General features: G+C 35.7%; 24 protein-coding genes. 14 read left to right on the top strand and 10 right to left on the bottom strand.

Features of this window, described 5'->3' with window-relative positions; all coding sequences use genetic code 11:
* The first annotated feature begins 62 nt into the window (after positions 1 to 62).
* From hemL to O0955_RS00435, 8 genes are all read left to right on the top strand, one after another.
* Complete coding sequence (gene hemL, locus O0955_RS00470) at positions 63 to 1,433, top strand: glutamate-1-semialdehyde 2,1-aminomutase (RefSeq protein WP_269425578.1); 1,371 nt, start codon at positions 63 to 65, stop codon at positions 1,431 to 1,433.
* Between the two features lie 179 nt (positions 1,434 to 1,612).
* Complete coding sequence (locus tag O0955_RS00465; protein WP_269425577.1) at positions 1,613 to 2,479, top strand: sensor histidine kinase; 867 nt, start codon at positions 1,613 to 1,615, stop codon at positions 2,477 to 2,479.
* A gap of 8 nt (positions 2,480 to 2,487) precedes the next feature.
* On the top strand, positions 2,488 to 3,192 hold the full coding sequence (locus O0955_RS00460; protein ID WP_269425576.1) for a response regulator transcription factor: 705 nt from the start codon (positions 2,488 to 2,490) through the stop codon (positions 3,190 to 3,192).
* Positions 3,192 to 3,707, top strand: a complete 516-nt coding sequence (locus tag O0955_RS00455; RefSeq protein ID WP_269425575.1) for a hypothetical protein — start codon at positions 3,192 to 3,194, stop codon at positions 3,705 to 3,707. Before O0955_RS00460 ends, O0955_RS00455 begins: the two co-directional genes overlap by 1 nt.
* A 99-nt stretch (positions 3,708 to 3,806) precedes the next feature.
* Positions 3,807 to 4,832, top strand: coding sequence for a uroporphyrinogen decarboxylase (gene hemE / locus O0955_RS00450; protein WP_269425574.1), 1,026 nt, complete (start codon positions 3,807 to 3,809; stop codon positions 4,830 to 4,832).
* 88 nt (positions 4,833 to 4,920) lie between these two features.
* Entirely contained in the window at positions 4,921 to 5,154 is a 234-nt protein-coding gene (locus tag O0955_RS00445; RefSeq protein WP_269425573.1) for a hypothetical protein, read from the top strand.
* Between the two features lie 17 nt (positions 5,155 to 5,171).
* A complete protein-coding gene (locus O0955_RS00440; protein ID WP_269425572.1) occupies positions 5,172 to 5,897 on the top strand; it encodes an ATPase in 726 nt (241 codons plus the stop codon).
* Positions 5,894 to 6,448, top strand: a complete 555-nt coding sequence (locus tag O0955_RS00435; protein ID WP_269425571.1) for a CopD family protein — start codon at positions 5,894 to 5,896, stop codon at positions 6,446 to 6,448. The genes O0955_RS00440 and O0955_RS00435 overlap by 4 nt, the downstream gene beginning before the upstream one ends.
* A gap of 61 nt (positions 6,449 to 6,509) precedes the next feature.
* On the opposite strand, the gene O0955_RS00430 is transcribed toward O0955_RS00435, so the two are convergent.
* Both O0955_RS00430 and O0955_RS00425 read right to left on the bottom strand, forming a co-directional pair.
* Positions 6,510 to 6,779 carry a hypothetical protein gene (locus O0955_RS00430; RefSeq protein WP_269425570.1) on the bottom strand — a complete coding sequence of 90 codons (270 nt, stop codon included), beginning with the start codon at positions 6,777 to 6,779 and terminating at the stop codon, positions 6,510 to 6,512.
* A gap of 26 nt (positions 6,780 to 6,805) precedes the next feature.
* Positions 6,806 to 7,147: a DUF2085 domain-containing protein gene (locus O0955_RS00425; RefSeq protein ID WP_269425569.1), complete on the bottom strand. Its 342-nt coding sequence runs from the start codon at positions 7,145 to 7,147 to the stop codon at positions 6,806 to 6,808.
* Positions 7,148 to 7,314: 167 nt separating this feature from the next.
* Here O0955_RS00425 and O0955_RS00420 point away from each other — a divergent pair, with 167 nt between their 5' ends.
* From O0955_RS00420 to O0955_RS00405, 4 genes are all read left to right on the top strand, one after another.
* Positions 7,315 to 8,472, top strand: coding sequence for a hypothetical protein (locus O0955_RS00420; RefSeq protein WP_269425568.1), 1,158 nt, complete (start codon positions 7,315 to 7,317; stop codon positions 8,470 to 8,472).
* A gap of 289 nt (positions 8,473 to 8,761) precedes the next feature.
* The gene (locus O0955_RS00415; RefSeq protein WP_269425567.1) at positions 8,762 to 9,331 is read left to right on the top strand and encodes an RNA polymerase sigma factor; all 570 of its coding nucleotides are present in this window, start codon (positions 8,762 to 8,764) and stop codon (positions 9,329 to 9,331) included.
* Complete coding sequence (locus tag O0955_RS00410; RefSeq protein ID WP_269425566.1) at positions 9,312 to 10,061, top strand: hypothetical protein; 750 nt, start codon at positions 9,312 to 9,314, stop codon at positions 10,059 to 10,061. Before O0955_RS00415 ends, O0955_RS00410 begins: the two co-directional genes overlap by 20 nt.
* Positions 10,062 to 10,107: 46 nt before the next feature.
* A complete protein-coding gene (locus O0955_RS00405; protein WP_269425565.1) occupies positions 10,108 to 10,893 on the top strand; it encodes an outer membrane beta-barrel protein in 786 nt (261 codons plus the stop codon).
* Positions 10,894 to 10,950: 57 nt separating this feature from the next.
* Here O0955_RS00405 and O0955_RS00400 read toward each other — a convergent pair whose 3' ends face one another.
* Positions 10,951 to 11,397 carry a type II toxin-antitoxin system VapC family toxin gene (locus tag O0955_RS00400; protein WP_269425564.1) on the bottom strand — a complete coding sequence of 149 codons (447 nt, stop codon included), beginning with the start codon at positions 11,395 to 11,397 and terminating at the stop codon, positions 10,951 to 10,953.
* Positions 11,357 to 11,644, bottom strand: coding sequence for a DUF6364 family protein (locus tag O0955_RS00395; protein ID WP_269425563.1), 288 nt, complete (start codon positions 11,642 to 11,644; stop codon positions 11,357 to 11,359). The genes O0955_RS00400 and O0955_RS00395 overlap by 41 nt, the downstream gene beginning before the upstream one ends.
* Before the next feature lie 86 nt (positions 11,645 to 11,730).
* On the opposite strand from O0955_RS00395, the gene O0955_RS00390 reads away from it, so the two are divergent.
* Positions 11,731 to 12,723 carry an ABC transporter ATP-binding protein gene (locus tag O0955_RS00390; protein ID WP_269425562.1) on the top strand — a complete coding sequence of 331 codons (993 nt, stop codon included), beginning with the start codon at positions 11,731 to 11,733 and terminating at the stop codon, positions 12,721 to 12,723.
* A gap of 8 nt (positions 12,724 to 12,731) precedes the next feature.
* On the opposite strand, the gene O0955_RS00385 is transcribed toward O0955_RS00390, so the two are convergent.
* On the bottom strand, positions 12,732 to 13,145 hold the full coding sequence (locus tag O0955_RS00385) for a hypothetical protein (RefSeq protein WP_269425561.1): 414 nt from the start codon (positions 13,143 to 13,145) through the stop codon (positions 12,732 to 12,734).
* Between the two features lie 135 nt (positions 13,146 to 13,280).
* Here O0955_RS00385 and O0955_RS00380 point away from each other — a divergent pair, with 135 nt between their 5' ends.
* Positions 13,281 to 13,841: a DUF4230 domain-containing protein gene (locus tag O0955_RS00380; RefSeq protein WP_269425560.1), complete on the top strand. Its 561-nt coding sequence runs from the start codon at positions 13,281 to 13,283 to the stop codon at positions 13,839 to 13,841.
* Here O0955_RS00380 and O0955_RS00375 read toward each other — a convergent pair.
* From O0955_RS00375 to leuB, 5 genes are all read right to left on the bottom strand, one after another.
* The gene (locus tag O0955_RS00375) at positions 13,828 to 14,190 is read right to left on the bottom strand and encodes a cupin domain-containing protein (protein ID WP_269425559.1); all 363 of its coding nucleotides are present in this window, start codon (positions 14,188 to 14,190) and stop codon (positions 13,828 to 13,830) included. The genes O0955_RS00380 and O0955_RS00375 overlap by 14 nt on opposite strands.
* 243 nt (positions 14,191 to 14,433) lie before the next feature.
* Entirely contained in the window at positions 14,434 to 15,684 is a 1,251-nt protein-coding gene (gene ilvA / locus O0955_RS00370; protein ID WP_269425558.1) for a threonine ammonia-lyase IlvA, read from the bottom strand.
* Positions 15,685 to 15,784: 100 nt separating this feature from the next.
* Positions 15,785 to 15,913, bottom strand: coding sequence for a hypothetical protein (locus tag O0955_RS00365; RefSeq protein ID WP_269425557.1), 129 nt, complete (start codon positions 15,911 to 15,913; stop codon positions 15,785 to 15,787).
* A gap of 142 nt (positions 15,914 to 16,055) precedes the next feature.
* Positions 16,056 to 17,561 carry a 2-isopropylmalate synthase gene (locus tag O0955_RS00360; protein ID WP_269425556.1) on the bottom strand — a complete coding sequence of 502 codons (1,506 nt, stop codon included), beginning with the start codon at positions 17,559 to 17,561 and terminating at the stop codon, positions 16,056 to 16,058.
* Complete coding sequence (gene leuB, locus O0955_RS00355; protein WP_269425555.1) at positions 17,561 to 18,661, bottom strand: 3-isopropylmalate dehydrogenase; 1,101 nt, start codon at positions 18,659 to 18,661, stop codon at positions 17,561 to 17,563. Before leuB ends, O0955_RS00360 begins: the two co-directional genes overlap by 1 nt.
* Positions 18,662 to 18,694 lie beyond the last annotated feature (33 nt).

Genomic DNA, 18,694 nt, shown 5'->3' with positions numbered 1-18,694 from the left:
GCGCTAATTATGGCGCTGGTTATTGCCTTTCAGCTTAGTCTTTCAGCTTTTAGCTAAATAAAATGTTAGATTCATTAAAAAAGATGTTTTCAGGCAATGAAGCCGATGTTCCGGTAAATACAGGAAGTAAACCTGATATTTCAAGGGTAAAATCTGCCGAGTTGTATGAAAAATCAAAAACCTATTTTCCTGGTGGTGTAAATTCGCCTGTCAGAGCTTTTAAATCTGTTTATGGCACTCCACTTTTTATCGAAAAAGGCGATGGCTGTTTTATCTGGGATGCTGATGGCAACCAGTTTATTGATTTTTGCGGCAGCTGGGGACCATTAATTTTAGGTCACAACAACCCTAAAATCAGGGAAAAGGTAACTGAGGTGATGCAAAACGGGATGAGTTTTGGTGCACCAACAGCATTAGAAAATGAATTGGCAGAGCTGATTATAAAAAATAATCGTTTTGTAGAAAAAATACGTTTCACAAGTTCAGGAACCGAAGCTGTAATGTCTGCCATTCGTTTGGCCAGGGGCTTTACCGGTCGTGATAAAATTATCAAATTCGAAGGTTGTTACCACGGTCACAGTGATTCTTTATTGGTAAAAGCAGGTTCGGGATTGGTTACTTTTGGTGAAACTTCATCAGCGGGGGTACCAAAATCTTTTGCAGAAGAAACCATTGTTATTCCTTTAAACGATACGGCTGCAATTGAACAGGCTTTCGCACAATTTAAAGATCAGGTTGCCGCAGTAATTATAGAAGGCATACCGGCGAATAACGGTTTGATTATTCAGGATGAGGAATACGTTAAGTTTTTGCGTAAAATATGTACGGATAACGGATCATTACTGATTTTTGATGAGGTAATTACGGGTTTCAGGGTAGGTTTTGAAGGTGCAGCAGCACATTATGGCATTACACCGGATATTGTAACCTATGGAAAAATCATTGGTGGTGGTTTGCCTGTAGGGATGTATGGTGCATCTGCTGAAATTATGGCACATATTTCTCCTGATGGTGGTGTTTATCAGGCCGGAACATTATCTGGAAATCCTGTAGCCATGGCCGCAGGTATAGCAACGTTAACGGAGTTAAGCAAATCGAGTTTTTATAAGGATTTAAATACTAAAGCACAGGAATTTGTAGCCAGTATTCAACGTTTTGCAACAGCCAGAAATTATAGATTTAAAGTTTTTACCGTTGGATCTATCTTTTGGTTCGCCTTTACAGATAAAGATAAAATCCAATCTGCAGATGATATTGATGCAGGCAGCATGGAGAAATTTAAAATTATGCACCGCGAATTATTAAACCGTGGAATTTATTTAGGCCCATCGGGTTACGAAGTTGGTTTTGTTTCTGCAGCACATACTAAAATTGAGCTGGAGAAAGCAAAACGTGCTATATTTGAAGCATTGGATTTAGTGTTTAAGAAATAAGTTTGTTAATAGTCTCCGCAAGATAGAAAGTGTAAATATTTTTTGTTTAATGCGACCTTGAGATACTGTCATGCTGAGGTACGAAGCATCTCCAGGCAATGAACAGATGCTTCGTACCTCAGCATGACAGATGTTGTTAAACCAAAAGCAAAATATTGATTTAAGAATCAAAAAATAGAATGAAGAAATCCATTATCATATTTTATGCATTACTGCTTTACGCACTAATACAGCTTATTTCCTGGGGCACATTGGTTGTGCGTTTGCAACCCAGTCGTATGACTATGATTATGGGCGAAGGTTCTGTGTTTTTGTTTTTACTCTGCATCGGCGGTTATTTTCTACACCAGTCTTTAAAACGCGAAGACAAGTTAAGAGAGCAGCAACAGAATTTTCTAATGTCAATTACGCACGAATTGAAATCGCCATTAGCGGCAATCAAACTTTCTATTCAAACCATTGTTAAAAGAGATCTGGATAAAGCCAGACAAACGTCGCTGCTTAACAACTCCTTAAAAGATATTGAGCGTTTGGATGATTTGGTAGAGAATATGTTGCTTGCAACGAAAATTGAAAACCGTTCTTATAGTTTTCCAAAGGAAGAATTTAATTTTTCAGAACTGGTTTATAAAATTACGGATCGGTTACAGGTCCACTCGTGCGGTTACGAACAGCTTATTGTGGCTAAAATTCAGCCAAATTTGCAGATAGTAGGTGACAAATTTGCACTTTCATCTGTAGTGACCAATTTAATTGAAAATGCCGTTAAATATTCAGACCCCTGCGACGAGATAAATGTGGTTTTAGATCAAGTGGACGGACATCTTAAGCTAAGTGTGGCCGATACAGGACCAGGTATTTCAGATGCCGAAAAAATGTTGATATTTGATAAGTTTTACCGCGTTGGTAATGAGAATGTCAGAAAAGCGAAGGGAACAGGTTTAGGCTTGTTTATTGTGAAAGAGGTTTTACAATACCATGATGCAGATATTACAGTAAAAGACAATCTGCCTAAAGGAAGTATTTTTGAAGTAACATTTAGTTAATCTCAATTATGTCACAAAAACAAAGAATTCTATTGGTTGAAGACGAGGATCACTTGTTAGATGCCATCAAATTAAATCTCGAACTTGAAGGTTATAAAGTTCATGCCGTTAAAGATGGCAAAACCGCTCTTAAAATATTTAAAGAAGAACGCTTTAATCTAATTATTTTAGATGTAATGCTACCAGAAATGGATGGTTTCCAGGTATGTGAAACGATACGTTTAGAAAATACTGAAGTTCCTATTTTATTTTTAACGGCTAAAAACACATCCGAAGATCGTGTTATGGGGTTGAAAAAAGGAGCTGATGATTATTTAGTTAAGCCATTTAACCTTGAAGAATTAATTCTTCGCGTAGGGATTTTGGTTAAACGCAGTTTAAAATCTGATGATTTAAAAGAGTTAAACTCTTACAAAATCGGAGATAAAACCATCTATTTTAACTCATTTGAATTGAAACAGGATGATGGCACCATAACCCCGTTAACGAAAAAAGAAACGATGTTATTGAAACTGTTAATCGAACGTAAGAACGATGCGGTTTCACGTGAGCAAATTTTAGAAACTGTTTGGAATTATGATGTTTATCCATCAACCAGAACGATTGACAACTTTATTTTAACTTTCCGCAAATATTTTGAACCGGATCAGAAAAATCCTGTTTATTTCCATTCTATTCGCGGGGTAGGTTATAAATTTACAGATAGCCATTAATGTACAATAACAAAGGCAGATATGCTTTAATGGCTGTTTTTGTACTGGCTGCATTGGTTTGTGTGTATTACAATCAATATCAGCTGGCGGCTGTTTCAGGGTTTTTATTCGCTTTTGTTGTTTGGAGCCATTTTAAACATAGCTCAGTGCTTTTGGCCTCAAAGCATTTTAAAAATAATGAGTTTGCAAAAACTAGAGAGATGCTTGCAGAGGTAAGTCACCCTGAAAGGCTATCAAAAAGCAGAAGAGGTTACTATGAATTTATGCAAGGCAACCTGGCTTTAAAAGATGAAGATTATGATAAGGCAGAGTACCATTTTCAAATCGCCAGTCGTTTTTCGGTAGGTGGAAAAAATGAGAAATCTTATGTATTAATCCATCTGGCTAATTTGGCTTTACGTAAAAGAGATAAAGAGCGGGCTGTGGCTTATACAGCACTTGCGAAAGAACTGGCAACTACGCAGCGATCGCAGGATATAATTGTTAAAATAGAAAAAGAAATAAGTAAAATATAAAGCATTCGGGTGTTATCCTGAGAAACGAAGGATCTCTTTCACGTAAGGAAGATGCTTCGTTTTTATTATGAATAGCAGAACCGGATCCAAAATCCAACAATGAAGAATAATTTATTTTTAGACGCCGCATTTTCAAAACAAACAGAACGCCCACCCGTATGGATGATGCGTCAGGCAGGTCGTTTTATGCCACAATATTGGGAAATTAAAAACAAATACTCTTTTTTAGAGATGTGTAAAACACCCGAAATTGCCGCAGATGTAACCATGCTGCCTGTTGATTTGTTGGGTATTGATGCAGCCATTTTATTCTGTGATATCCTGGTAACAGGAGAAGCCATGGGTGGAGATTTAAGCTTTACGCAAGGAGTAGGGCCTAAATTTGCAAATCCAGTTCGCACAGCGCAGGATATCGAAAATCTGAATGTAGATTGTTTGGACGAATTACAATATGTTGCCGATGCTATTAAAGTGATTCAACAACGCTTGAATGGAAATATTCCTTTAATCGGTTTCGCTGGTGCGCCTTTTACCGTAATGAGTTATTTGGTGGAAGGCGGATCTTCAAAAGATTTTAAGTTAACCAAATTGATGCTGCATAATCAACCAGAACTTGCGCATAAATTACTGGCTAAAATTGCTAAGGTAACTGCTGATTATTTAAACCTTCAAATTGCGGCTGGTGTAAATGCCATTCAAATTTTCGATAGCTGGGCACAGGCATTATCATGGAATGATTATCAGGAATTTTCTCACCGTTATATTCAGGAAATTATTTCTAACTTAAACAGGAAAGATATTCCGGTGATTTCTTTCTGTAAAGGAAGTTCGGTTTTTGCACCAATTATGGCAGAGGCTAAGCCTGATGTAATTTCGGTAGACTGGAACGCAGATTTACTAAACATTAAAAATAGCTTACCTTCAAATATTGCCGTTCAGGGAAATTTAGATCCTCATATTTTGTATGCTGATCAACCGGTTATTAAAAAACATATCCACCAGTTGTTTGAGCGTATGCGTGGTACAAATGGATTTATCTTTAACTTAGGACATGGTATTATGCCTGATATCCCTTTTGATAATGTAAAATATGCAATTGACGTAATTAAGGAGTTTAGGTATTAATAAACCATAAACTCACTGAAAGAACCTTTGAATAGCAGTTGCAAATCTTTATATTTGATTTATATAACTGCATTTTGTTTAATTATTTATGACTGTTAAATCACTACGAGACGAGGATAAGCTGCCGATTAAGCAATTAATAAAAGCAGTTAATAGGAGTATGGATGATGTTCTAAGAGTAGTTGATGCTCTAAATTTAGGAAGAACTGAAGTTAGGACTGATGGTGTATATAGGATATTTAATAATGGGGATACTGTGAAAGTGGCAGAAGGTGTTTTTAAAAGAAGACGAGCTGCAGCAAAGAGAATTAAACTTTTTTAATGCCTCAACAGCCCAAATTGAGAATTTTTGCCGGGCCTAATGGTTCCGGTAAAACTACTTTATTTGATTCTATAAAGTCGAGTTACTTTTCTACAAGAATTTTTGTGAATGCAGATTTATTGGAGGAAGAGTTTAAGAAAAAAACCTTTCTCAACTTATCTGATTTTGAGATTGAAGTCTCCAATGAAGATTTTGAATCATTCTGTTTTAATAATGGCTTGTTTTTAAAGGCAGACTTCACTATTCAAAGCTGGAATTTAATTGTCAGGGAAAATGTTATCGTTAAGGGGCTAACAGAATCAGTTCATTATAATTCTTATCATTTTGCTATTCTTGCTGATTTTATTCGTTATAAACTTATAGAAAATGAAAAATCATTTTCATTTGAAACCGTGTTTTCACATCCTGCCAAATTAGAACTTATTGATTTTGCTCATCAAAATAATTATAAGGTATATTTGTATTTTATAGGAACAGAAACACCCTTTATGAATCTGGAACGGGTAAAAGATAGGGTTGAAAAGGGTGGACATTTAGTGGAAGCGTCAAAGATTGAGAAACGTTACTTTTTGACAATGGATTTATTAATCGATATGCTAAAAAGAGTTGATGAGACGTATCTTTGGGATAATTCCGGAATTAAACATCAGTTTGTTGGAAGTATAAAAAAAGGAATTTTAGAATTAGAATTTCTTAGGGTACCAACCTGGTTGGATACCTATGTTTTAAATAAAATTAAATGATGGAATCTTTAATGGAATATTACCACTATATTATTGCTGTGCACGTGGTTTTCGTGATTAGCTGGATGGCTGGGTTATTCTATATTTTAAGTCTTTTTATTTACCATACTGAGGCTAATGATAAGCCTGAACCTGAAAAAAGTATCCTCCGGAATCAATTTGTTAAAATGGAGGCTACTTTATGGAAGATTATAGCCACACCGGCCATGATTATTTCTGTACTCGCCGGGGTAACCATGTTAACGCTAAATACGGGGCTTTTACAAACCGACTGGATGCTGGTTAAGCTTGGCTTTGTAATTGGCTTACTTATTTATCATTTTATTTGCCAGAACATAGTAAAGCAGCTCAAAAACGATCGATGTAAACTAACAAGTTTTCAATTAAGGTTGTGGAGAGAACTAGCCACCATTTTTATGATTTCCATTGTGTTTATTGTTATTGTAAAAAGTGCAATAAACTGGATTTATGGCCTGATAGGAATTATGGGGATTGCAATGGTTATTATGATTGCTGTTAAACTCTATAAAAACTACCGCTTAAAAAAATAAATTAAACTTTCTTCGCGATCTGCACCCGAAGAAAGTTTAGTTAATCAATTTTGATTAAATATTAGCCTCTGATCATGTAGCTGATAATATTTAATACTACCCCAACTCCAAAACCAATTAAAGCCAAATTACAGGCTGATTTTGCAGCTACTGGTTGTTCATCTTTTTTCACAAAATAAATAATCGCACCTGCCAAAGGAATACAAAAGGAAAGTATTTTTAGCCCAGTACTCAAATCCTCATTCGACTGATTGTTAAATTGATTAAAAGGTTGGTTTTCTTGATTAAAGGGTTGATTTTGTTGTGGGTTAAACGGTTCGTTTTCTGACATGATTGTAAATTTTGAAAGTGAATTTATTAGATTAAATGATATAAGAATTTAAAAGATACAACAATATAATAGGCAATAAAATCGCTGATTCCTGCCAATCCAAAACCAGCCAGTATGCCTGTAATAAATCTCAGGATATTGTTGCTTTCACGCTTACAATATGCCTGGGTTATGCCATCTATTGTAGTAGGCATTATGGCTAATAATGCAATGAATATATTTATTTTAAAAAAGAATATTATCGGTATAAAAATAGCATAACCAACGTAGATACCTGTGCATCTGGCACACATAGGAAACTGCTTCCCTTTGTAAAAAAAGGACCTCTCCGGCAGCCTGTGGCAATCAACAAATTGTATTTTCGTCATATAATTGATGTCAATAATAAGTAAAAATATATATAATTTAATAATTGAAGACAGATAAATTGAATATTTTCTTGTGATCTGTTTAAAGTAAAATAATAAATATTAGCAACAGAACTACATCTGCTTTACAAAAACTATCCTAAATTTGGGCGATAAAATCATAACTTATGTTTAAAACCACGGGTCTGAAAAGGACCCTACTCTTCATATCATTTCTATTCAGTTCTTATTTTGCTTCGGCCCAGTTTGATCAGTCGGCTATAGAAAACAGAATCCGTCCGGATAGCAGTTTAACCAACGAAGTGCATTTCAATTTTTACAACTTTAACTACGTTCGTAATTATGAGTATACCAACGATTTTCATGATGGTTATACCTTATATGGCACGCAGTTACAGCCGCAAATTGTATATTACGCACACCCTAATTTAGCCATTACAGCCGGCGCTTTTATTCGTAAAGACTTTGGACACAATGGAGTTTATGATGCAAAACCTTTATTTAGTGTTAAATACCACAAAAGAAACCTGACATTAATCTTTGGAAGTTTGGAAGGCGGTATTCAGCATAAATACATAGAACCGCTTTATGATTTTGAAAGAACCATTACTACTCCAATTGAATATGGGACACAATTATTAGTTGAAAGAAAGAAGTTTAACCTGGATGCCTGGATTGCCTGGCAAAAAATGATCTATAAAGGTGATCCCGTAAAAGAGGAAATCATAGGAGGTTTATCTACAGAAACAACACTTGCCGAAAATAATGGCTGGAAATTTAGTGTGCCGGTACAATTTTTAGCATTCCATCAGGGCGGACAAATAGATGTTTTGAAAGAAATTCCAATCAGTACATTATTTAATGGCGCTGCCGGATTGAAATTGCATAAAGCTATTAACACTAATATTAAACAGATTTACACCGATAACTATGTGGCCGTTTACAAAGATTTTTCTCCTGATAAAAGGAGAGCTTATCAGGGCGGTTTTGGATTATGGTTAAATGCGGGTGTAGAAACCAGGTGGGGAAGTTTGGTTGGATCTTATTGGAAAGGCAATAACTTTATTTCAATTAAAGGGATGCCGTTATATGAATCAGTTTCTTCTAATTTATACAGCAACGGCTTAAAGCAAAGTGCCAGAAACATTGTTTCTTTGCGTTATGCCTATCAAAAGGAGTTAATCCCTAATTTATACCTCGATGTTCGTTTTGAGCCTCATATTGATTTGGATAACAGCGATAAACAACTTCAGTTTAATCATTCTTTCTTTTTAACCTATAAACAGGATTTTAAATTGTTTAAAGTGAAGAAAAAAGCCGAATAGTAAATTTAGATGAATAATTAACCTTATAAAGAGCCATACCAATAAAAGGGATGGCTTTTTGTTTGCATCATTGTCGTGCTGAGGTACGCAATGAATAGTCATACTGTTCTTTCAAAAAAGCTGATTTTGCTTTCCAAAACAAAAACAATATCTTTCTTGAAATTTATTTAAATTTTTATCTTGCTGATAATCAGTAGGTAGTTATGTCATTTCTAAAATATTTAACCTTTTTATTAACGTTCATGCAACCATTGTTTGTAAACCATCATCTTCTATATACAAACACACAATGAAGTTGACTCAACCCTATACTATAAACGATTTGATGGAAGGCTGTAAAGCCGGCGACCGGAAGATGCAGGAGATACTTTATAAGCAAACTGCTTCCAAAATGCTGGCAGTTTGCATACGGTACGCAAAAGACAGGATGGAAGCAGAAGATGTATTGCAATTGGGCTACATCAAAGTTTTTCAGAAAATTAAAGATTATAGGGGAGATGGCTCATTTGAAGGCTGGATTAGAAGAGTAATGGTTAATACTGCAATAGAAAGTTACCGTAAAAATTTACGCAGCTTAAATGTAGTTGAAATAGATGAAGCATATGAACAGCCATCAACTGGTTTTGATTTTAGTCAGTTGGGCATGCAGGATTTGATGAAAGTGATTCAGAAACTGGCCGATGGTTACCGCATGGTGTTTAATATGTATGCAATAGAAGGTTACTCGCACAGAGAGATTGCAGAAACACTTGGAATAACCGAAGGGGCAAGTAAATCACAATTATCAAGGGCGAGGACAATTTTAAAAGAAGAAATTATAAAAATGGAGGGATTTGGTTATGCAACCTACACCGGATAAAGATTTTGATCAGTTATTTAAGGATGCTTTTGCTGATGCAGAAGTTACGCCTTCGAGAAATTTGTGGAGCGATATAGAACAAAAAATTGAACCAAAGAAAACCCGGAAATTACCGGTTTATTGGTTGGCTGCTGCTGCAGTTTTGGTTATCACTACGGTTGGAATTTTGATTAGAAATAATCAGGATACAACTTTAGAAAAGCCGGAGAATTTTACTAAAACTGAAGTAAATAAACCTTCTAACGAAAATGTAGCTAAACCCGAACTTAAAGAGCCGGTTGAAGTTAAAGAAGAAGTGTTTCCAAAATTAAGACCTGAAGTTAAGAAAGCGACTTCATTTGCAAAAATGGAGGTTAAAAAAGAGGAAAAACAAAAACCAGCGGTAAAACCTGAAATAGTAAAAGAAGAAACCTTAATTGCCAGTGCAGAGGTTCCGAAAGCTAAACAGGAGGATTTGACAGAAAGAATTAAAGAAGCTGTTGCAGCTAAAAATGAAACTTTAAATGCCTCAACGGGTACTGCAGTTTTACCTGATGAGCCTGTTAATGAGAACGAACAAAGTAAAGGCATTAGAAACGTAGGCGATTTGGTGAACCTGGTGGTAAACAAGGTGGATAAAAGGAAAGACAAGTTTATCCAGTTTAGAACTGATGATGATGATTCTTCTATTTCATCAATCAATATAGGCCCCTTTAAATTTGGAAAACGCAAAAAAGCTGACAATAAATAAGCGCTTAAACAGCTGATTAATTTAACACAGACAAACACAACATAAAATGAAACATCTAATTTTTACAGCACTAATGGTAAGCGGGCTTGCCGGTGTTATGGCTCAGGGTGCTTTTGCTCAACAAGACAGTACCAAAAAAAGTAAAACAGATTATAGTGAGGGGCATGGAATTATTATCAAAACCAAGTCGGCAGATTCTGTGAAAAAAGGTCGTTTTATTGGTGGTATTACTTTTACAAGGGTTGATATTGGTTTTTCAAGATTAATCGATAACGGAAGTTTCAATCTTTCTCCTAACAATCAGTTTTTGGATTACAAAGGCGGAAAAACCAGCACGTTCTCTTTTGATGTGTTACAATTTGGCTACCGTTTCAATTCTAATTTTAAAGTTTATGTTGCTGGTGGTTTCGACTGGACACTGATTCGATTAAGAGATAACATTACCATTCAGAAAAACCAACCAGCTTTAACTTATATCGATGAACCGGTTATTTTTTCTAAAAACCGTTTCTCCAGCAGTTATGTACATATTCCCTTAAACTTTGAATTGCGCACCAAAGAAAATGATAAAGGAAAAAGATTTTACTTTGTATTAGGCCCTGAAGTTAGTTTTTTGTTAAACGGGAAGATTAAACAGATCAGTGATGAACGTGGTAAAGAAAAATCATATGATGATTATCACTTCCAGTCGGTTCGGTACGGCGGTACAGTAAGATTTGGTTATGGAGCTTTAGGCTTATTTACCAAATACTATTTCAACGATATGTTTAACACAGCAGCACAGTCAGGTTTAAAAAACATGTCATTCGGGATAACTTTAGGCTTAAATTAAAACACAACACACAAATAAAATCAATCCTGCTTCGGTTATCGGAGCAGGATGTTTTATTTAAAGTGTATTGAGAAACATTTCCGGAGTTAAAATGCTAAGATTACTTTTTTTATAATCTTTAATGTTCCGTGTAATTATGCTATCAATTAAGCCCTGACTTTCTGCAGAAAAATTTTGTAAAGCATCTTCAAAATCCACAAATTCAGAATCGATTGCCTGTAAAACAGTCTTTTTATCTGTTGTTAGTACGTCTAAGAAAATCAATAACTTTTTAAAGTCAGCCACAATCATTTTATGTTGAAAATGCTTTTTTAAAAGATAATAAGTGTTTGATATGATTAAACCTGTTACAAAACCATTAGCTTTCCTCTTTTCACACAGGCTTAAAATTTTTATAGAATCATCAAAGAAAGGTTCTCGTTGCAGAAAAAAATCAAGTAGAATATCAGAGTCAATTAAAATATTATTTATCTTCATTACCCCAGTATTTTTTATACTTTTCATCTCTTATTTTTGATAACTCCTCTTTATAATCATAGTCTTGAGGTAAATCTATTTTGGGACGATTTATCATCAGGGATTTTACTATTGGCGAAAGTTCATCATCTGTACTAATAGTTTCTTCCTTTCGGGTAACAGCCTTTAAATAATTTTCTACTACAGCGGATAAACTCCGGCCTTGTTTTTCAGCATAAGCTTTAGCTCGTTCTATAACTGTTTTATCTATTGTTAAAGTTAATTTAGTACTCATATATAAATATATAAATATATAATTGCACGTGCAAATTTATTTTATTTTACACGTGTTTTGTTTTCAAAATTGCTTATCTTTAGGCCGTGAGTGATACTATAATCAGTGTAAAAAATGTAACGAAACAATACCAGGCTACACAAGCCGGAGGTATTAAAAATATTAGTTTCGAAATCAAAAAAGGAGATGTAGTTGCCATAATCGGCGAAAGTGGCAGTGGGAAATCAACCTTACTAAAATCTATTTATGGTTTGCTTAAAATTGATGATGGAGAAATCTTTTTTCAGAATGAAAAGGTAAAAGGTCCTGATGAACAACTGATTCCGGGGCACAAACAAATGAAAATGGTGACTCAGGATTTCTCCCTGAATATTTATGCTAAAGTTTACGATAACATAGCTTCACAATTATCCAACACCGATTTAAAAACCAAAGCTGAAAAAACCAATCAGATTATGGAGCATTTGCGTATTTCGCAGTTGCAAAATAAAAAGATTATCGAATTAAGCGGTGGTGAGCAGCAAAGGGTGGCCATAGCAAAGGCAATGGTGGCTGATACGCAAGTGCTGCTTTTAGACGAGCCTTTTAGCCAGGTTGATGCTTTACTGAAAAACCAATTAAGAGGCGATATAAAGCGTGTTGCTGCAGAAACGGGTGTAACTGTTATTCTGGTGTCTCATGATCCTGCAGATGGCTTATTTTTGGCTGATCAGCTGTTAATTATTAAAGATGGGAAATTGCTTCAAACTGGAAAACCAGCAGAAATCTATCAGCATCCTGAACATATTTATACTGCAAGAATCCTTGGAAACGCTGTTGTTTTAAATAAAGCAGATGCAGAAAAAATCGGCTTGAAGACAGAAAAGGAAATGGTTGTTTTTTATCCTGAATGGGCCGAATTGAAAAGCAATTGGGACAGCAGGCGTTTTGAAGTAAAAGATGTTTACTACAAAGGTTTTTATGATGAGTTGTTATTGGAAAGAAACGGAGTGCTGGTTCGTGCTTTGCAACTGAACAGGGGAGCGCATAAAAAAAACGACCACGTTCAATTGAACATTGGTCGCTTTTTAGAATTTTAGTATATTTTTTACTGAGCGTACTCTGAAGGAACAATCACAACTTTTACCAGTGTATCATAGTTAGGTGGTACTGAATTCAATAGATTGGTGGTGTTTTGCACATCAAATGTAATACCCCCATTAAAGATTTCGTAACTAAAAGCATTGTAATTATAGGTATATGGTAATTGAATATCCCCATTCGCATCTGCAGGGTGCTGAAAGTAAACAAGGATACCTTCATCATCTAAAGTAATAGCATCAAATTTCTGATTTAACCATGAAGACGAATAACTTCCATTGGCATTACGCTTCCAGTCTGAAGCCTTTATGGTAAAATTATACGTTCTGGCATTGATTTGCTCTCTGATAATCGTGTCTTTTTTGCAAGATGCCAGGCCCAGCGTGACAATGCAAAGCATTAGAATGGTTAATTTTTTCATGTTGATTAGTGTTTTTTGTGTGTATTACTTTCGTATTACAAAACAACTGCCAAAAAAAGTTTTAAAGATTAATTATGGATTAATAATTGTGTAAATATTTCTGTACAATAGTGAAACCTTGTTTATTTCTTTATCATGAAAGTATTTTTTCGCTTCTTGCCCTGGGTAATCCTTTTAGCTGCCGTTTACTTTTTTATTTCTAAAAAGTTCAGTATCAATACCTCTGTAGAGAATAAACATCAGCTTCTGGTCGAAAAAATTGAAGCTATTGGCAAATTGGAGCTGGTTAGGTATCAGATTAGCGATGTTTTAGAACATAAAGAGAAAACAGATTTTTTACCCGAAGCCAGCATTTTATTAGTGGTAAAAGCAGAAGCGGTGGGTTGCATTGATTTAACTAAAATTACCAAACAAGATATTGGTATAGATGCAGATACAGCTGTAGTAAATTTACCACAGCCCGAGATTTGTTATGTAAAAATCGATCATAAAAACTCTAAGGTTTATGATACGAAGATGGCTTTTTTCCGTGAGGCTGCATTGGTTGATGATGCTTATAAAGCTGCAGAAAAACAAGTTACGGCAGAAGTGAAAAAGTCGAGCATTTTATTGCAAACAAAAACCAATGCAACCAATGTTTTAAAACCCATTATTGAAGGGTTGGGTTATAAGAACGTGAAATTTACTTTTGACTAGGACTTAAGAAATCTTCACGATGCGGATTGAAAATGTCGATTAGCAAACCTGCTTCAAGGCAAACCACGCCATGAAAAACATTAGATTGAGCAAAGAATACATCACCCTGGTTTAAAATTTTCTTTTCATCAGCCATACTTACTTCAAAACTGCCTTCAGCAACATAACTCATTTGTAAATGGGGATGTTGATGGATAGCACCAACTGCATTTTTATCAAACTGAACTTTAACCAGCATTAAACTTTCATTATAAGCCATTATTTTGCGTTTAACTCCATCTCCCAAGTCTTCCCATGAAATGTCGTTGTCAGTAATTAAGGCTTTGTCCGTAAGGTTATTGTAGTTCATTATGCAAATATAGGTTAAGGCATTGAATATTTTATCCTTCCACAGGACAGGCTCAGGACGACAAATGAAGGGTTAAAGAAAATATACTCTATTCTGTCATGCTGAGGTACGAAGCATCTGTTTATGGATGATGTCAGGTATTTTCACTCAGGGATCCTTCGTTCCTCAGGACGACAAGGTAAATATGTCATGTTGAGTTTATCGAAATGCTATTCTTCGACAAACCCTCAATGCGACAGTTAATTAAACCAGGTATTCAAATAAAGTCTGGTCCTGATTTAATTCTATAATTTCAAATTTAAAATCTTTCATACGCTGTAATAAACTGGCGTAGTCATTTTTATCACTCAGCTCGATTCCAACCAGTGCAGGTCCGTTTTCTTTGTTTGTTTTTTTAATAAACTCAAACCGGGTAATGTCATCATGGGGCCCTAAAACTTCATTTACAAAAAGTTTTAAAGCACCTGGTCTTTGAGGAAAACGAACAATGAAATAATGTTTAAGCCCTTCGAAAAGTAAAGATTTCTCTTTAATCTCCTGCATACGCTCTATGTCGTTATTGCCACCGCTCACGATACAAACTACTGTTTTACCCGCAATTTGGTCTTTCAATTGCTCCAAAGCAGCAACAGATAATGCGCCTGCAGGTTCTACCACAATGGCATCTTCATTATAAAGCTTTAAAATTGTTGTGCAAATTTGCCCTTCGGGAATTAAGTACGTAGAACTTAGAAGCTCCTTACAATATTTGTAAGTTATCCAACCCATTCTTTTTACAGCTGCGCCATCTACAAAACGTTCAATATTTTCAACGGTTATTGGCCCTCCATTTTTAAGTGCTTCGCTAAGCGATGGAGCGCCCATGGGTTCAACACCAAAAATTTTTACCGATGGCTTTACCGTTTGCAAATAGGCACTAACTCCCGAAGCTAAACCACCACCACCAACAGGTACAATTATGGCATCTAAATCAGGTAAATCCTGAAAAACCTCCATTGCAACAGTGGCTTGTCCCTCAATTACCTTGTCATCATCAAAGGGAGGAATAAACGTGGATGATTTTTCCTCACAATAAGTTAAAGCTTCTTTTAAACAATCATCAAATGTATCGCCGACCAAAACAATTTCTATGTTGTCGCCGCCAAACATATTTACCTGTTTAATCTTTTGTCTGGGCGTTATTTCGGGCATAAATATTACGCCTTTAATGTTTAATTTTTTGCAAGAATAAGCAACACCCTGGGCATGATTACCGGCGCTTGCACATACAATACCATTTTGTAATGCATTGGCATTTAAGGCACTTATTTTATTGTAAGCACCACGCAATTTGTAGGAACGTACAATTTGCAAATCTTCTCTTTTAAGATAAATATTTGCATTGTATTTTAACGATAAGCCTGCATTAAATTCAAGAGGAGTGCGTTTTACAACACCTTCTAAAGTTTTAAAAGCATTTTCAAAATCGAAAGTGTTTTTTATTGTATCATTCATTTTTTTAGTATCAAGTCGTGACCATCAAGTTCTAATACTTGGATTTCACTTATGTTTTTTTGAAAAGCAGTTTCAGTGCTTTTCGGTTATTTCAGTCCTGCTATTCGTTGCAATCTTTTTTAACTTCTGTCATGCTGAGGTACGAAGCATCTGTTTTATCGCTTGCAGATGCTTCGTGCCTCGGCATGACAGCTTGTTCTGTGGTGCTGCAAACAAAAAGTATTTCCACTGCTATCAGGTTTAGGAAGCAAAATTTGTTTTCCAAAATTAAATCTTCACTCAGTTCCCTCTATACGGAAATAAATTCAGCACGATAGCCTTTTATAGCAGACAGTTAAGAGTTTTAGTCTTTCAGCTTCTAAGCTTTCTTCCTACAAAAATTTATTAATTGCATCTAAGTAAGCATTGGCGGATGCTTTTACAATGTCAGTACTGAAACCAAAACCAACGAAAGATTTGCCTTCATAATCAACTTTCATATTCACTTTACTCACATCATCGCTACCACCATGCATGGCCTGAATCGTAAATTCTTTAAGGGTAATATCTTTATCAATAATACTAACTATTGCATTTATAGTCGCATCAACAGGACCATTACCTTCGGCTTTTGCTTCTTTAACTACACCTTCATACTGCAATTTAATATTGGCTACAGGTTTAACCTGGTCGCCACATACCACTTGAAGCAAGTTTAATTTATAGCCGTTTTTGTAAGATTCCGTTTCGCCATCGCTCATTAAATAAAGTAAATCATCATCCGTAATGTCTTTCTTTTCATCCGCCAAAACCAGGAAACGTTCGTAAACGTCATCGATGTTAATTTTATCAATATCATAATCCAAACGCTCTAAATGGTGTTTCAAAGCATGTCGACCGCTTCTGGCAGTTAAAATAATATCAGCGCTATTTAAACCTACATCTTCAGGATTAATAATTTCGTAGTTTTCGCGGTGTTTCAAAAAACCATCCTGATGAATACCAGAACTGTGCGCAAAAGCATTTTTACCTACAATTGCTTTATTCGGTTGCACAGGCATGTGCATCATACGGCTAACCATTCCACTTAGTTCGGTGAAATGCTTACTGTTGATGCCGGTATGTAAACCTAAGCTGTGGGTTTTTAAAATCATCGAAACTTCTTCCAAAGCCGTATTCCCTGCTCTTTCACCAATCCCGTTAATGGTACATTCAATCTGTCGGGCACCATTTATTACCCCTGCAATACTATTCGCGGTTGCTAATCCTAAATCATTATGGCAATGAACTGAAATAATAGCCTGGTCGATATTTTTAACGTTTTCTTTTAAATAAAGAATTTTAGAGCCATATTGATCGGGCAAACAGTAACCATTTGTATCGGGAATATTAACTACAGTAGCACCTGCAGCAATTACGGCTTCAATCATTTGAGCCAAAAATTCATTATCTGCTCTTCCTGCATCTTCAGCATAAAATTCAACATCTTCCACAAATTTTTTGGCATATTTTACGGCTTCAACCGCTCTTTCCAAAATCTGTTCTCTGGTGCTGTTAAATTTATATTTAATGTGCATATCTGATGAGCCAATTCCGGTATGGATACGCGGATGTTTGGCATACTTTAAAGATTCTGCAGCTACATCAATATCGCCTTTAATTGCACGGGTTAACGCGCAAATGGTTGGATTTTTAATTGCTTTTGATAACTCTACTACACTTTGAAAATCTCCGGGACTTGAGATTGGGAAACCTGCTTCAATTACATCCACGCCAAGTAATTCAAGTGCTTTCGCAATTTCAATCTTCTGCTTGGTATCTAACTGGCAGCCGGGAACTTGTTCTCCATCGCGTAAGGTGGTGTCGAAAATATAGACTTTATTTGGGTCGTGTATCATTATGGTTGGGTTGTAGTAATTAATTTTTGGGATAAGAATTTAAGAACCAATTTGCCCATTTCAGTTGTGCCTAAAACTTTAAATCGGTTTGTAGTTTGATCAGCAATATCATGTGTTCTAAAGCCCTCTTTCAATACCTGATCAATGGTATCAACCAATAATTTAGCTTCGTCTTTTAATCCGAAACCAATTTCGAGCATCAGTGCGGCCGATAGGATAGAAGCCAGAGGATTTGCCAGGTCTTTGCCAGCAATATCGTGTGCTGAACCATGAATAGGCTCGAAGAAACCTGTGCTTTCGCCAACAGAAGCTGAAGCCAGCATACCCATTGAACCTGCAATTTGAGAGGCTTCGTCCGTTAAAATATCTCCGAATAAATTTGCCGTTAAAACCACATCAAATTTTTTCGGGTTTTTAATTAACTGCATCGCTGCGTTATCAATAAACATGTGCTCGGTTTCTACATCAGGATATTGTTTTGCAATTTCCTGTACCGTTTCACGCCATAAGCGGGAACTTTCTAAAACATTGGCTTTATCCACAGAACATAACCTTTTATTACGTTGTTGTGCAGCCTGATAAGCTTTATGGGCAATACGTTCTACTTCATAACGATGGTAAATCATTAAATCAGAAGCAGTATTTCTGTCTTCAGAACGCGTTTTTTCACCAAAGTAAACATCGCCCGTTAATTCGCGGAAAAACAAAATATCTGTTCCTCTTAAAATTTCCGGTTTAATGCTTGATGCCTGGAGAAGTTCATCAAATAGTAATATCGGACGTAGATTGGCAAATAAACCCAGTTCTTTACGGATTTTTAGTAAACCTTGTTCCGGTCTGACTTTTAAACTTGGGTCATTGTCATATTTGGCATGTCCTACAGCACCAAACAGGATGGCATCACTTTTTCTTGCTTTTTCTAAAGTTTCATCCGGAAGAGGATTTCCGGTTGCTTCGATGGCTACGTGACCCATCAGTGCTTCATCAAAAGTAAATTCGTGACCGAATGCAGTAGCAATTTGCGCTAATGCTGCTTTTCCCCATGTTGTAACCTCGGGTCCGATACCATCTCCAGGTATTACTAAAATGTTCTTCTTCATTGTATTTATATATTGCCGTCATTGCGAGGTACG

The organism is Pedobacter punctiformis, assembly GCF_027213715.1.
Taxonomy (GTDB): domain Bacteria; phylum Bacteroidota; class Bacteroidia; order Sphingobacteriales; family Sphingobacteriaceae; genus Pedobacter; species Pedobacter punctiformis.
This window is presented reverse-complemented; position numbering and strand designations above follow the sequence as displayed.

Bases quoted from the DNA above. Each gene is read 5' to 3' on its own strand.
- O0955_RS00445 (WP_269425573.1), top strand. From the start codon at position 4,921: ATGACTGTTAAATCACTACGAGACGAGGATAAGCTGCCGATTAAGCAA.
- hemL (WP_269425578.1), top strand. From the start codon at position 63: ATGTTAGATTCATTAAAAAAGATGTTTTCAGGCAATGAAGCCGATGTT.
- hemE (WP_269425574.1), top strand. From the start codon at position 3,807: ATGAAGAATAATTTATTTTTAGACGCCGCATTTTCAAAACAAACAGAA.
- O0955_RS00380 (WP_269425560.1), top strand. From the start codon at position 13,281: ATGAAAGTATTTTTTCGCTTCTTGCCCTGGGTAATCCTTTTAGCTGCC.
- O0955_RS00430 (WP_269425570.1), bottom strand. From the start codon at position 6,779: ATGTCAGAAAACGAACCGTTTAACCCACAACAAAATCAACCCTTTAAT.
- O0955_RS00455 (WP_269425575.1), top strand. From the start codon at position 3,192: ATGTACAATAACAAAGGCAGATATGCTTTAATGGCTGTTTTTGTACTG.
- O0955_RS00425 (WP_269425569.1), bottom strand. From the start codon at position 7,147: ATGACGAAAATACAATTTGTTGATTGCCACAGGCTGCCGGAGAGGTCC.
- ilvA (WP_269425558.1), bottom strand. From the start codon at position 15,684: ATGAATGATACAATAAAAAACACTTTCGATTTTGAAAATGCTTTTAAA.
- O0955_RS00460 (WP_269425576.1), top strand. From the start codon at position 2,488: ATGTCACAAAAACAAAGAATTCTATTGGTTGAAGACGAGGATCACTTG.
- O0955_RS00420 (WP_269425568.1), top strand. From the start codon at position 7,315: ATGTTTAAAACCACGGGTCTGAAAAGGACCCTACTCTTCATATCATTT.
- O0955_RS00395 (WP_269425563.1), bottom strand. From the start codon at position 11,644: ATGAGTACTAAATTAACTTTAACAATAGATAAAACAGTTATAGAACGA.
- O0955_RS00375 (WP_269425559.1), bottom strand. From the start codon at position 14,190: ATGAACTACAATAACCTTACGGACAAAGCCTTAATTACTGACAACGAC.
- O0955_RS00435 (WP_269425571.1), top strand. From the start codon at position 5,894: ATGATGGAATCTTTAATGGAATATTACCACTATATTATTGCTGTGCAC.
- O0955_RS00360 (WP_269425556.1), bottom strand. From the start codon at position 17,561: ATGATACACGACCCAAATAAAGTCTATATTTTCGACACCACCTTACGC.
- O0955_RS00385 (WP_269425561.1), bottom strand. From the start codon at position 13,145: ATGAAAAAATTAACCATTCTAATGCTTTGCATTGTCACGCTGGGCCTG.
- O0955_RS00465 (WP_269425577.1), top strand. From the start codon at position 1,613: ATGAAGAAATCCATTATCATATTTTATGCATTACTGCTTTACGCACTA.
- O0955_RS00400 (WP_269425564.1), bottom strand. From the start codon at position 11,397: ATGAAAAGTATAAAAAATACTGGGGTAATGAAGATAAATAATATTTTA.
- O0955_RS00410 (WP_269425566.1), top strand. From the start codon at position 9,312: ATGCAACCTACACCGGATAAAGATTTTGATCAGTTATTTAAGGATGCT.
- O0955_RS00405 (WP_269425565.1), top strand. From the start codon at position 10,108: ATGAAACATCTAATTTTTACAGCACTAATGGTAAGCGGGCTTGCCGGT.
- O0955_RS00415 (WP_269425567.1), top strand. From the start codon at position 8,762: ATGAAGTTGACTCAACCCTATACTATAAACGATTTGATGGAAGGCTGT.
- leuB (WP_269425555.1), bottom strand. From the start codon at position 18,661: ATGAAGAAGAACATTTTAGTAATACCTGGAGATGGTATCGGACCCGAG.